The sequence below is a fragment of the Gracilibacillus ureilyticus genome (assembly GCF_900111195.1).
Taxonomy (GTDB): domain Bacteria; phylum Bacillota; class Bacilli; order Bacillales; family Amphibacillaceae; genus Gracilibacillus; species Gracilibacillus ureilyticus.
Genome location: NZ_FOGL01000005.1, coordinates 25989 through 38034, shown reverse-complemented (window position 1 = coordinate 38034; position 12046 = coordinate 25989). Strand labels below are relative to the sequence as shown.

Below are 12046 nucleotides of genomic sequence, written 5' to 3'. Positions count from 1 at the left end.
TTATAGACATTTTGCCCGGAATATATCAATGGATTTATGGTTGAAAAATATGAGAAAAAGGCTGGTGTTGATGTTGAAAATAAACTTCTGCGGTTATGCATACCATAATCAGAATTTCCATACTTCACACAAATCAAGGTATGCCTCCTATCTGTTTCGATTACAAATAGATGGAGTTGCCAAAGTGAAAGTTCATGGTAAATTACATGATATAGAAAAAGGACATTTGTTAATTGTTAAACCTAATGAAAATTACGAGTTATTTGTATCTGAAGGCCAAAAGAGCGGAGATTTTCATTTATATTGCGAAGGAGAGTGGATTGATCATCGATTCAGTCAAGCTCCTGCATTATCAAAAATTCAGGTAGATGATACTTTACTGGACTTGTGGCATCACCTGACGATTGAAGAAAGAAGGCCTTTTAAAGAAAGGAACAGTGAACTTACCCATTACCTGTTAAGTGCACTGTGCGTTTCTTTAGAAAGATTATTAGATCGGAAGAGCACAGATAAACAAAGACCATATATCGTGACGAGAATGATGCGATATATAGAAGAGTATGCTACAAAACCCGGATTCCAGGTCATGGATGTTGCTGAGCAATGTAATTTGAGTGTATCCCGTTGTGTTCATTTATTTAAAGAACATGTCGGTGTAACCATTATTGAATACGCTCAATCGATTCGCTTATCCACAGCCATCAATCAGATGAAATATACAACAATGACTTTAGAAAATATTGCACAAAACTGTGGATTTGGTTCTTATTCTTACTTTCATCGTGTATTCAAACGTAAACATCAAATTTCTCCAAGAGAATTCCGCGAGAAAATGTAGATAATTAACCGATCATTTCAGAAAGCATTTGTAAAAGTTCCACACGATTTTTTATGTTTAGTTTCTTGTAGATAATTGACAGGTAATTTTTCACTGTACCTTCACTTATACCCAGATGTTCAGCAATCATTCGGTTAGTCCAGCCTTTTTTCATAAGCTGAATGATTTGCCATTCCCTTTTATTGAAATCCTGTCTATGATTAAAGTGCTCTTTAATATAGTGGAGCGAGCTTTCTCTTTCTAATCTTAATAAGCTGTCAAGTCTTCTGGAGAAATACTGGACCATTTTCTGTGGTGCAACAAATTTCCCATCAACAATAAATCTAAGCGTATCTTTAAATTCATCTAATCCTGAACTCTTTAATATATATCCATCTGCACAAACGGAAAGTACTCTTTCAATTGATTTTTCGTCATCATAAGCTGACAGTAGTACAATTTTAATATTCGGGTAAGTTTCCTTTAACTTTTTTGCACATTCCATTCCGTCCATAATCGGCATATGGATATCCAGTAAACAGAGAAAAGGCCGCACCTCTTTCTGTTTTATAAAATCAATTACTTCCTGGCCATTTTTCAACTTACCAATTACTCGGAATTCATCCATGTCTTCCACGAAACTTGTAATCATATCTCTGAACAGGGTCTGTGCCTCTGCTACCACAACGGTATGTTTTGTCATCAATAATTCCCCCACTTTTTATAATAAACAGTCAATCTGCCGATAAATCAATGATACGGAAAAACTCTCAGTGTTCGTGTTAGCCTATGGACAAAGGAGTGCTTAAATGACAATCTTTCCAACCACAGATATATTATAACGTATATTTCGTTCTTTTAAAAGAACATTTTAGTTTATTTTTCCTACATAATTATTTCATTTCTGGATTTCTAATTAATTCTATTAATCTCGTAATATCTTTATTCCATATCTTATGATCTAAATAGGTATTACAATGGTCACGAAATTTATAGGAGTATACCGGCTTATGAAAGCAAATAGCTTCTTTCAGAAAAGAGCAATGTCCTCCCCACTCTAAATAAATATCTGTATCTTTAATATAGCCATATACATTGTTTACATTTTCCACCATATTTATTACAGTAAATAACTGATATTTATGAACCAGACCCGCTATTTCGGAAGAAAATCCACTTTTACCCAGTAGGTATAATCTCACATCAGTCATCTTCTTTTCCCTCATTAATAGGCAAAGATTGACAAAATTCTCTATTTCCAGAGAGTTATCCCACGAGTTCGGGACCAGAATTTTCGTTCCTGGAAAACTGTTCATTAAGTTTGGTCCCATCTCACTTGTTGCCATTATGTTACTTACTGCAAACATACTTTTTATAAAAATAACTGGTAACTTATTCCGATAAAAATTAAAAAGTACAGCCGAAGAACTTGTTAAGTTAAGATGATTCTTCTCTATAAAAAGACCTTCACACTCGGGCTGAAATACATGCTGGTGTGTAAGAATTTTTTTTGCATCTATATGGTCTTTTACATAAAATTGGGGTAATCCCTGAGAAAACACTACTGCTTCATCATAAAACCGTTCATCTTTATGAATCATTTTTCTCATGTGTTGCCAGTAAAGCTTAACTAAGGAAGGATAATTATATGTAGCAAAACGAATATTCTTCGGGATTGAAAATGACACGAATTGATAGGAATTATTTAATTTATTTTGAGACACTTTATTATTATTCCAGGAAAATGGTGGCAGCATTTTGCCAAATAACCTTAACCTACGATAAACTGCCGGATGGTATTCCAGTAGCTGGATGTAAATAGAGTTTCCTTCTTTATAATGATAATGACACATTGAATATAACTGCTGCAGTGAAATAACTGGATCATAGGGATCGATAACCCATAAAATTTTCTTTCTTCTCATAGTTCCACCCTTTAGTTACTTATTTTCATCTGTTTTCCAACGGATAAATTCAAATATAATCTTATATTCTTCAAGACTATATCTTTCCAGTCCTAATGCCTTTAATTCATTAACAAAGTCCAGCCACTCTTTGTCACTAACTAATATATCTCCGTCACTTTGCAGTAAAGCAGCCAAATCGACATTTAAAACCTCTGCAAGTTTTTCTACCACTTGTATTGATGGATTGTCATTTAGATTCCTTTCCAAATTACTTAGATAAGACTTTGAAATTTTAGATTTCTCCGCAAGTTCTGATAGGGTGAGCCCTTTTTGCTTTCTCATTCTACTAATATTCGTACCTATCATTCGTTAATACCTCAAATCAATATTTTTTCTTTCCACCCGGTTAAAAATAAGACTTTCGATCAACGGGATATTCCAGACATTTAGGGTAATGATAAATGTAACTAAATCCCTTCATCTCTCAGATAGCAGTATTTCTCTTCTGTTTGCTTTGCAATTTCATTAACATTGAATCCTTCTTTTAATAATCCCGCTCTTTCAATCGGTATCCTTGGCTTCAGTTCGTATAACCTCTCCATCTCCACGACCCATACCTTCTTATCCTCCAGTGGCAGGAAATGGACTTGCCCTGATCCTAAATGGATTTCTTTCGTAATCGTATCAGAAACTAATACCGGCAATCCTGCACATTGGGCTTCAAGTACACTAACAGGAAAGCCTTCATGTAGTGATGGGAAAATATACAAATCAAATGATTGCATCCAGTTTTCAACATCTTCTTTCTCACCGAGTATCAATATATGTTCCTGCAGTCTGTATTGAATAATCTTTTCTTCAATCTGTTTCTTTAAAGGTCCATCCCCTATCAGGGCTAATTTTGCTTGAGGAATTTTTCTTCTTAATGCTCTGAAGCAATCCAATAAAAAGGTATGATTTTTTTGAGCGGTATATCCTCCAACATGCCCTATAAGAAAATGGTCCTCCGTTAATCCAAGTTTATCCCGATACACTTTTCTCGTAGAAGCAGAGTACAGGAACTTCTCCAGATCAAGGGCATGCTGAAAGAATTCCGCCTGTTTTGCTTTCCACTTGAATAACCAATCGGCAGATTCAGTTGAGCATGCAAAGTAATCAGTAGCATGAACAGGCACAAATAGTCCAATTACTGACTTCCACAGTTTTGTTATAATACTTCCCTCTATTGCTGTATTATAGCTATGAGCAATTCTAACAGGTATGCGCACTCTTCTTGCTTCTCTAAGCGCAATGGCACTTAATTGATCAATATGACTATGCACAATGATATAGGACGCATGACGTTTGAAAAAACTTTTTAACGAACGCTTGTACATGAAGTATCCACTCTTATCCAATGATGGAATATAGTAGAGATGCCCCCCCATATTCTTAATTTCTTCGTCAAATGCTCCTTCTTTTGTTGTTAAAAAATCGAATTGTATCTTTTTTCGATCAATATTCCGATACATATTCATAAGTAGTGTTGGAATACCACTGTGATTCATACAATCTACAATATGTAAGATTCTTAATGCACTTTCCATATTAATCCCCCTTTAATATAAAGAACGTTATATTCTATATAAAGAACATAAATACAGTATTATACTCTCATGATTGTGTATGACTGTCAACATATTTCTACTTATTTTGATATAAGTTTAAAACCAGTAGTCCTAATTTTTCACGCCAAAAAAAACCCACTAGTTTCCTTGTGGGTTTACTCCTGACTCATCCGTTTCCTCTCATTTTCTTCCGTTAAGAAATTCATAAAAGTTTGAATTCCCATTCTCGGCTGGCTCTTAATAAGGGTGATATAATCTTTCTTTTTATATTCATTAATGACGACACTTTTCTCAATTCTGTTGACTATATGTTCCATCTCAAGCTCTCTTATTTGTTTCTTTATCCGTTTACTTTCTTTATATAATGCCAGACCAACAGATGCCATTAGAGCATATATCAGTAATGCTGCCAGCATACCATTTTGAAAGCCGCCAAAAAACAAGAAAAATATTAAGTTAAAAAAGGAAATTGCAATTAACGGTGTCGCAAACATCATGTATTTTGTATTTTTCTTCATTAATGGGCCAATCTTTGCAAAAAGGTTTTCTAACTCTGTCTTAATAAATGTTGGTATTTCAGTTGCCATAAAGGAAAACATAGTATACCTCCTTGTTCTTTCACAAATTACCCACTTTAGTAACATTAGATTAGATAATTACTATCTATTACTATTATAAAGTTATCCTGTTGGTTCCGTCAAAACCTATGCATTACTTGAATATTTACAGACCGATAGCTTATGATAAAAGAAGAGGTGAAGAAAATGAAACTTGCATTTATTTCAGATATTCATGGGAACAGCGTCGCACTGGAAGCAGTACTGGAAGATATAAAAAGTCGCCTTATTGATGATATTGTTGTATTAGGAGACTTGTGTTACAGGGGACCTGAACCGAAGCAATCACTAGATTTGATTCGCTCATTACACGCAAAAGTTTTGAAAGGAAATGCGGATGAATGGGTCATCAGAGGAGTAAATGAAGGGGAAGTACCAGACAGCGCTCTTTCCTTAATGAACAAAGAACAAGCATGGACCCGTGAAAAGCTAGACGATAATGATATTGTTTACTTAGAACAGTTGCCGTCAGAATTTTCCCTAACTTATGAAAATATAAATATTCACGCATATCATGCAACGCCTGACAGCTTATTTAACATTGTTTTACCAGAACAATCAGATGAAGAATTGTTAAATAAATTAACTTTAAGCAGGAAGGCTGATATTTATTTATATGGACATATCCATACAGCATACAAAAGAGTGATTGATGGCAAAACAATTATCAATACAGGCAGTGTTGGTTTACCTTTTGATGGAATAAACCACGCTTCATATGTAATCATCGAATTAAAAAATGGTTCACTATCCACAAACCATATAAGGGTACCATACGATATCGAAAAGGTTTGTAAACAATATGAAGATAATCGCTACCCGAATAAGGAAATGATGCAACAGATCATTCGAACTGGTAGAAATCAGTAAAAGCAACGTTACATACGTTGTTTTTTTTTTGAAAAAGGCTTGCAATACCATTCTCTATGTTATATAGTTAATTACATGAGTAACTAACCAGTTAGGTGGTGAACTAAAATTGTCTGAGAGATTAAATGAAGATCAACCAATATTCCAGCAGATAGCTGAATTAATTGAAACAAATATTGCCGAAGGTGAAATGAAAGCAAACGACAAGATTCCTTCCACCAATGAATTCGCCAAGCATTATCAAATTAATCCGGCTACAGCTGCAAAAGGGATAAATTTACTTGTCGATCAGGAAATAATCTACAAAAAGAGAGGTGTCGGAATGTTTGTTACTGAAAATGCAAAAAACATTATCTTAAAAAAAAGAAAATCCCACTTTTTTGATCAATATGTAAAGCCAATGTTAAAAGAGGCTGAGCGAATCGGAATAAATAAAGACCAATTAATTTCATGGATCGGAGAGAATAAATGATGGAGATTAAAGCGGTAAATGTTAGAAAGCAGTACCAGAAAGAAGTTGCATTAGACGATTTAACAATAACACTGGAAGGCAATAAGATTATTGGATTGCTGGGCAAAAACGGAGCGGGTAAAACTACTCTCATGCGATTACTAGCAGGGCATTTCTCTAATTCCAGCGGGCAGTTAACAATAGATAATAAGAGCCCATTTAATAATTACCCTGTATTGAGAGAAGTTTGTTTAATTATGGAAAGCAACAATTTTCACGAAAAATTCAGGGTGAAGGATATTTTAAATATTTCCGCCAACTTTTATCCTAATTGGGATAACGAATATGCGAACCACTTAGTGAATGTGTTTCGTCTTAATATAAATCAAAAAGCGAAAACACTTTCGAAAGGTATGTATTCTGCACTTGGGATTATCGTAGGATTAGCCAGTAATGCTTCGTTAACCATTTTCGATGAACCTTATATAGGGTTAGATGCTTCCTTTCGATCAACCTTTTATGATCTATTATTAGAAACATACCAGAACAATCCGAGGATGATCATCTTATCCACACACCTGATAGATGAGGTAAGCAGGCTTTTTGAAGAAGTTGCTATCTTGCATGAGGGGAAATTAATGCTGCATGATACCGCAGATAATTTTGAGCGCAAACACCTAATCCTGACAGGTTCCAAAGAGGAAGTTGATCAGCTTACATCAGGAAGAAACATTATCCACTCATCATCAATTATGGGGCAAAAGACCGTTGTTCTATACAATGAGGATATAACAGATTCAGGAAACCTTAAGGTAAGTAAAGCTAGTTTGCAGGAACTATTTGTTTATTTAACAAAAGAAGAGGTGAATAAAAATGGTACAACAAATCAAATTTAATATGTACTATCTCTTAAAGTCATCATGGTCTACCATCCTTATTTTTTGGGGAATCTATACAGGGTTTATTGCTTTAATGTTCATAATGGCGTTCTCCTTTCAGTCATCCGATATAGAATTTATCGGGTTTAATACAATTCCCAGTATGATCTTTACGACAGTCTTTGCCTTATTGCTCTTCAAGGAAACTTTCCCATCAATCATTAAATATGGTACAACAAGATTAAGCTATATATTTTCCATGCTTGTTTACGTTATCTTGTATGCTGTTGTGATGACTGTTATCAGTAACCTCTTAATAGTCCTGATTCACCGGTTCGGCAAGGTTTTAAATATAACAAACTTTCAATTTTATGGTCTTGATACAAGTTTTCAAAGTTCTGTTGGTAAATTGGATACAATGATCTATGAAGGAATGTTATATATATTACTGTTTCTAGTAGGATTTATTATTTCAAGTTTATTTTTCCGTTTTGGTTATAAGGTCAGCGCTATATTCATCCTTGTTATTGCTATGCCATTATTTATCAGGTCATATGCTGAGGATCTCACTGATTTGCTAAGCTATTTAATTATTACGACAGATCAGTATACAGCTTTCGCATTCCTGTTGCCTTTTAGTATTTTAGCAGTTGGCATATGGCTCATTACAAGAAATGCAAGTATTGTTGATAAACTTTCTAACAAATAGAAATAATAGAAATAAGCCTGGAGCATCAATAAAGCTTCAGGCTTTCCCTGTATATACATCCTTAAATATCTTTTGTCACATCAATCGCTTGCTTTTGTGCTAATAAGCATAACTCTGCAGCTTTAAATGTATGTTCCTGTGTCATTGCATTCTCTGTTCGATTCATGCAATCTTTAATCAACTCCCCAAAGAAGGGATAGCCCACTTTTCCGTTTACATCAAAATGCTGTTCTCCATCTTTATTAACCAGGTATACTTGATTACCTCCGGTTCCTCTCGCCAATTCGACATACTTTCGAACTTCAATGGTCCCCTCCGTCCCGACAATAAATGTTCTTCCATCACCCCACGTACTTAAACCGTCTGAGGTAAACCAGTCCACACGGAAGAACTGAGTAGCACCATTATCTCCTCTTAATGTCGCATCACCATAATCATCCAGCTCAGGATATTGAGGATGATCATAGTTTCCTATTTTACTATGTAATATTTCTGCATCCTTACAACCTGCATAGAATAGAAATTGTTCAATTTGATGACTCCCTATATCACACAGAATCCCGCCATATTTCTCCTTTTCAAAAAACCATTCAGGCCTGCTGGGAGCGTTTAATCTGTGAGGACCAAAACCTGTGACCTGAATGACCTTGCCAATTGCCCCTTCCTTGACAAGCTGTCCAGCAAAAACAGCACTTTCTACATGAATTCTTTCACTATAATAAACCATATACTTTTTGCCGGTTTCCGCAGCGATTTTTTTTGTTTCCTCCAATTGAGCTAAAGTGGTAAAAGGGGTTTTATCAGTGAAATAATCTTTCCCTGCCTTCATCACACGATTCCCCAGTGCACTTCTTTCAGAAGGTATCGCAGCAGCAGCCACTAATTTCACTTCATTATCTGACAGGATTTGGTCAATGGAATCTGCTTGTTTTGCTTGTGGAAACTTTTCCAGAAAATTTTTCACCTTTTCCTGATCGGAATCATATACCCATTTTAATGTGGCCCCAGCCTCTATCAGACCATTACATTGACCGTAAATATGACCATGATCCAATGCAACCGCAGCAAAAACAAATTCTCCTGGCTTAACAACCGGATTTGGTTTCCCCTTTGGAGCATAATTCATTCCATCTGCACTACCCATATTTAAACATCTCCTTTACGTATGTATAATTTTCATTGTAAGTGTTTTCATTCATTTTTAAAACACATTTGCCCAGACGGATCCATGATGGAAAATATAATTTTTTTTCCACTTCTTCTACTGTACCTTTCATTCTATAGCACTCGTTAAGATAATTAAATAGCTAAAAATGTTGGATTTTCATTCATTTTTGACTGAGAGTGTTTTTTCGAAGAAAGAAAAACACCTGTAAAAAACCACAGTAACAGGTACTGTGGCTACTTTAGTCCAGGGAAACCTTGTTGTTTCATTACATCATATATGATGATTGCGGCAGTATTAGATAAGTTAAGTGAGCGTACTTTATCTGTCATGTGGATCCGTAAACACTGGTCTTCTTTTCCTGCCAATAGCTCTTTAGGGATACCGTTAGTTTCTCGTCCAAAAACAAAAAATAAATCTTTATCGCTGTTACTAAAATCATAGTCTGAATAATATTTACCACCAAAGTTTTCAATATAATAAAATTCCGCTTTGGGGTAAGCATTGTAGAGTTCATCCAATGAATCATAATAATTAATTTTCACATCATGCCAATAATCAAGACCTGCACGTCTCAGCATTTTATCGTCAGTTGAAAAGCCCAGTGGTCTGATTAAATGTAAATGAACATTTGTTGCAAGGCAAGTCCTTGCAATATTCCCTGTATTTGCCGGAATTTCTGGTTGATATAAAACTACATGTACTGCCAATTTATTCACCTCTAATAATTAATTGCCTTAGTCATTATACCATATATAATTGTGAACTACTCCCACCACTTACCACCCTTACGGGTTGCTTGAAGTGGGGGCTTCTTGGGAGATATGCTATCCCCCTATTCGAAAAAACTTATACTGACAATCAGGGGTCCATGCGGCGGAATCTTCGTATGTCCAGTAACGATGCCTGCTATTATTTGTATGTGCGTTGACTAATGGCATATTTTCACTATCCTTTGCGACAACAATGGTATTATGATCCCATCTGCCATCACCTTGAAAATCATAACAGATAACGTCACCAAAAAGCAGCTCCTCCGGTTTATCAACCAATTTAGCTTGAAAGATATTTCCACTGCTGCTCAAGTACCAGCGAAAGGAATGGGCAACAGACCAGCTGTAACTCCAGCTGTTTCCACTATACCACCATCCTATCGATCGATCAGGAGCGCCCGTCATCGGAATCCCACCAGCTCTCAAACATTGTGAAATGTAGTTTGTACAATCGTTGACTTCAAAATAACGGTAATTTGGATTCGCATCATTCCACCATCGTTCAGCATACTGAACAGCAGCTCTTCTGTCATAATAAAGTCGCATGTTCACTTCTTCTGACACTGCTTGTTGATCACTATACTCACTATTTTCCTCATGGTGGTTTTCTTTTTCCTCACGAGGGAGCAACTCGTCTTGAATCAACTTACCATCAATAAATGTTGCACACCTTTCCTGCGATTCCTCCTCATGGTAATAGGAATGGGCATCTTTAATCATGCACTTTACTGATAGGGAGTAGAAAATTTCATATTTGTTCTCATTGCGTATCTCTGACTGTTTGATCCCTTTCACTTCGGTCCATTTAATTTTTTTCCTGTGTTTGTTATGCACCTTTATTTTACCTTTAAGAGGATTAGTCCATTCGTTTTTAAACTTTTCCTTCCAGTGTTTTTCTAATATAACTATCTCATTCAACAAGACCTCTCCTTTCATCCCACTTCTATTGATAAGTAGGAAAAGTGTATAAATATTACACGGAGTTTACTAAATAATTATAGAAAGATTAAAATCGCTTTTTTTATGATTATGTAGTTTTTGATCTGGGTAGAAGTATTATGAGTTAAAATTAAAGGAGGAAATTATAATGAAATTAAGTAAAAAATTAATAAGTATGTTTGGAGTATCTGTTTTATCACTTGGACTGTTATCCGCTTGTGGAGATGCTGAGGAAGAACCGGTGGAAGAAGAAACACCTGCACCTGCTGTAGATGAGGATATGCCAGCAGAAGATCCGGCTGTTGGAGAGGAAGATCCGGCTGTTGGTGAAGAAGCACCTGCAGAAGAAGATCCTGCTTTAGAAGAAGGTAACAGTGTGGAGATGGAAGAAGACGGCGCAACTGATGGTGCTGTAACCGACGAAGAAGATGCAACAATTGGTGACACGGAAGAAGACTAATTGAAATAAAGAGTAGGCAACTATGCTTACTCTTTTTTTATGAATTCAAATTGTAAATAAAAGGTTAAAATTGTTAAAAAACGGTTAATCGCATATTTTTTTAATTATTTTCGGGTATTATAGATTGATAGAAGGGGGGGATAGAAAAATGAAGAAAAAATGGTTATCTATCTTTTTCGCAGCAATTTTTTCTGCAGGTGTTCTAACTGCATGTTCTGGAGATAATGGTGACACGGAAGAGCCAACTGAAGATCAAGCAGAAGAACAGACGGAAACAAATGAAGAAGAAGGAACTGAGTAATAAATTAAACATAAAAGGGGAGGGTTTAATTTATACCTGCCCCTTTCCTTTCTCCAGATCCAATAAATATGTTTTCTTTTCTAAGCCGCCTCCGTATCCTACAAGTTTTCCGTCTATTCCGATCACCCGGTGACAAGGAATAACGATGGATAGAGGATTTTTATTATTGGCACCTCCCACTGCTCTCACTGCTTTAGGGGAACCTATGGTTTCAGCGATCTGTTTATATGAATATGTTTCTCCATACGGTACCTGGGTTAGCGCATTCCACACTTTTTTTTGAAACTCTGTGCCAAACAGCTTATATTTAATAGAAAATTGGCTCCTTAAACCTTGAAAGTATTCTGTTAATTGTATTTGTACTTCTTTTAATATATTCCGGTCATAATGAATGACAGGCGAAAACTGATGTTGAATGCACCATTTTAACAAATACTCTTTATTTGCGGTATAACTCCCGTAATTTAAAGAAAATATCGTATCCTCACTGCCCACAAGAGTTAACTTCCCAATGGGTGAATCCATTTCTGTATAAAAAAGCTCGTTCATTTC

The 12046-nt window shown here is 35.6% G+C and carries 16 protein-coding genes; 7 read left to right on the top strand and 9 right to left on the bottom strand.

What is annotated here, in order from left to right; genetic code table 11:
• The first annotated feature begins 70 nt into the window (after positions 1 to 70).
• Positions 71 to 838, top strand: a complete 768-nt coding sequence (locus BMW36_RS06830; protein ID WP_342707255.1) for a helix-turn-helix transcriptional regulator — start codon at positions 71 to 73, stop codon at positions 836 to 838.
• Positions 839 to 842: 4 nt separating this feature from the next.
• On the opposite strand, the gene BMW36_RS06825 is transcribed toward BMW36_RS06830, so the two are convergent.
• From BMW36_RS06825 to BMW36_RS06805, 5 genes are all read right to left on the bottom strand, one after another.
• Positions 843 to 1520: a response regulator gene (locus BMW36_RS06825; protein ID WP_089740117.1), complete on the bottom strand. Its 678-nt coding sequence runs from the start codon at positions 1518 to 1520 to the stop codon at positions 843 to 845.
• A 190-nt stretch (positions 1521 to 1710) separates the two neighbouring features.
• Positions 1711 to 2742, bottom strand: a complete 1032-nt coding sequence (locus BMW36_RS06820) for a hypothetical protein (RefSeq protein WP_089740116.1) — start codon at positions 2740 to 2742, stop codon at positions 1711 to 1713.
• A gap of 15 nt (positions 2743 to 2757) precedes the next feature.
• Positions 2758 to 3090 (bottom strand): helix-turn-helix domain-containing protein, encoded by a 333-nt coding sequence (locus BMW36_RS06815; RefSeq protein WP_089740115.1) that lies wholly within the window; start codon positions 3088 to 3090, stop codon positions 2758 to 2760.
• A 101-nt stretch (positions 3091 to 3191) separates the two neighbouring features.
• Positions 3192 to 4310: a glycosyltransferase gene (locus BMW36_RS06810; protein WP_089740114.1), complete on the bottom strand. Its 1119-nt coding sequence runs from the start codon at positions 4308 to 4310 to the stop codon at positions 3192 to 3194.
• Between the two features lie 176 nt (positions 4311 to 4486).
• Positions 4487 to 4930 carry a DUF5392 family protein gene (locus BMW36_RS06805; RefSeq protein WP_089740113.1) on the bottom strand — a complete coding sequence of 148 codons (444 nt, stop codon included), beginning with the start codon at positions 4928 to 4930 and terminating at the stop codon, positions 4487 to 4489.
• A gap of 165 nt (positions 4931 to 5095) precedes the next feature.
• Here BMW36_RS06805 and BMW36_RS06800 point away from each other — a divergent pair, with 165 nt between their 5' ends.
• From BMW36_RS06800 to BMW36_RS06785, 4 genes are all read left to right on the top strand, one after another.
• Positions 5096 to 5818 (top strand): metallophosphoesterase family protein, encoded by a 723-nt coding sequence (locus tag BMW36_RS06800; protein ID WP_089740112.1) that lies wholly within the window; start codon positions 5096 to 5098, stop codon positions 5816 to 5818.
• Positions 5819 to 5927: 109 nt separating this feature from the next.
• A complete protein-coding gene (locus BMW36_RS06795; RefSeq protein ID WP_089740111.1) occupies positions 5928 to 6290 on the top strand; it encodes a GntR family transcriptional regulator in 363 nt (120 codons plus the stop codon).
• Positions 6287 to 7165 (top strand): ABC transporter ATP-binding protein, encoded by an 879-nt coding sequence (locus tag BMW36_RS06790; protein WP_245711607.1) that lies wholly within the window; start codon positions 6287 to 6289, stop codon positions 7163 to 7165. The genes BMW36_RS06795 and BMW36_RS06790 overlap by 4 nt, the downstream gene beginning before the upstream one ends.
• A complete protein-coding gene (locus BMW36_RS06785) occupies positions 7143 to 7856 on the top strand; it encodes a hypothetical protein (RefSeq protein WP_089740110.1) in 714 nt (237 codons plus the stop codon). Before BMW36_RS06790 ends, BMW36_RS06785 begins: the two co-directional genes overlap by 23 nt.
• A gap of 61 nt (positions 7857 to 7917) precedes the next feature.
• Here the strand turns inward: BMW36_RS06785 and BMW36_RS06780 are convergent, their stop codons facing one another.
• The 3 genes from BMW36_RS06780 to BMW36_RS06770 form a co-directional block, all read right to left on the bottom strand.
• On the bottom strand, positions 7918 to 9000 hold the full coding sequence (locus tag BMW36_RS06780; RefSeq protein WP_089740109.1) for a Gfo/Idh/MocA family protein: 1083 nt from the start codon (positions 8998 to 9000) through the stop codon (positions 7918 to 7920).
• A gap of 257 nt (positions 9001 to 9257) precedes the next feature.
• Positions 9258 to 9731, bottom strand: coding sequence for a tRNA (uridine(34)/cytosine(34)/5-carboxymethylaminomethyluridine(34)-2'-O)-methyltransferase TrmL (trmL, locus tag BMW36_RS06775; protein WP_089740108.1), 474 nt, complete (start codon positions 9729 to 9731; stop codon positions 9258 to 9260).
• Between the two features lie 117 nt (positions 9732 to 9848).
• Positions 9849 to 10712, bottom strand: a complete 864-nt coding sequence (locus tag BMW36_RS06770; protein ID WP_245711606.1) for an amidase domain-containing protein — start codon at positions 10710 to 10712, stop codon at positions 9849 to 9851.
• 169 nt (positions 10713 to 10881) lie between these two features.
• Here BMW36_RS06770 and BMW36_RS06765 point away from each other — a divergent pair, with 169 nt between their 5' ends.
• Positions 10882 to 11193 (top strand): hypothetical protein, encoded by a 312-nt coding sequence (locus BMW36_RS06765; RefSeq protein ID WP_089740106.1) that lies wholly within the window; start codon positions 10882 to 10884, stop codon positions 11191 to 11193.
• Positions 11194 to 11341: 148 nt separating this feature from the next.
• A complete protein-coding gene (locus BMW36_RS20305; protein WP_175480374.1) occupies positions 11342 to 11494 on the top strand; it encodes a hypothetical protein in 153 nt (50 codons plus the stop codon).
• A gap of 30 nt (positions 11495 to 11524) precedes the next feature.
• Here the strand turns inward: BMW36_RS20305 and BMW36_RS06760 are convergent, their stop codons facing one another.
• Positions 11525 to 12043 carry a methylated-DNA--[protein]-cysteine S-methyltransferase gene (locus BMW36_RS06760; protein ID WP_089740105.1) on the bottom strand — a complete coding sequence of 173 codons (519 nt, stop codon included), beginning with the start codon at positions 12041 to 12043 and terminating at the stop codon, positions 11525 to 11527.
• Between the last annotated feature and the right edge of the window lie 3 nt (positions 12044 to 12046).

What these genes read in the sequence shown, in the direction of transcription:
- BMW36_RS06805 (WP_089740113.1), bottom strand. Translation starts at nt 4,930, where the DNA reads ATGTTTTCCTTTATGGCAACTGAAATACCAACATTTATTAAGACAGAG.
- BMW36_RS06790 (WP_245711607.1), top strand. Translation starts at nt 6,287, where the DNA reads ATGATGGAGATTAAAGCGGTAAATGTTAGAAAGCAGTACCAGAAAGAA.
- BMW36_RS06830 (WP_342707255.1), top strand. Translation starts at nt 71, where the DNA reads ATGTTGAAAATAAACTTCTGCGGTTATGCATACCATAATCAGAATTTC.
- BMW36_RS06800 (WP_089740112.1), top strand. Translation starts at nt 5,096, where the DNA reads ATGAAACTTGCATTTATTTCAGATATTCATGGGAACAGCGTCGCACTG.
- BMW36_RS06815 (WP_089740115.1), bottom strand. Translation starts at nt 3,090, where the DNA reads ATGATAGGTACGAATATTAGTAGAATGAGAAAGCAAAAAGGGCTCACC.
- BMW36_RS06820 (WP_089740116.1), bottom strand. Translation starts at nt 2,742, where the DNA reads ATGAGAAGAAAGAAAATTTTATGGGTTATCGATCCCTATGATCCAGTT.
- BMW36_RS06825 (WP_089740117.1), bottom strand. Translation starts at nt 1,520, where the DNA reads ATGACAAAACATACCGTTGTGGTAGCAGAGGCACAGACCCTGTTCAGA.
- BMW36_RS06765 (WP_089740106.1), top strand. Translation starts at nt 10,882, where the DNA reads ATGAAATTAAGTAAAAAATTAATAAGTATGTTTGGAGTATCTGTTTTA.
- BMW36_RS06785 (WP_089740110.1), top strand. Translation starts at nt 7,143, where the DNA reads ATGGTACAACAAATCAAATTTAATATGTACTATCTCTTAAAGTCATCA.
- BMW36_RS06810 (WP_089740114.1), bottom strand. Translation starts at nt 4,310, where the DNA reads ATGGAAAGTGCATTAAGAATCTTACATATTGTAGATTGTATGAATCAC.
- BMW36_RS06780 (WP_089740109.1), bottom strand. Translation starts at nt 9,000, where the DNA reads ATGGGTAGTGCAGATGGAATGAATTATGCTCCAAAGGGGAAACCAAAT.
- BMW36_RS06760 (WP_089740105.1), bottom strand. Translation starts at nt 12,043, where the DNA reads ATGAACGAGCTTTTTTATACAGAAATGGATTCACCCATTGGGAAGTTA.
- BMW36_RS20305 (WP_175480374.1), top strand. Translation starts at nt 11,342, where the DNA reads ATGAAGAAAAAATGGTTATCTATCTTTTTCGCAGCAATTTTTTCTGCA.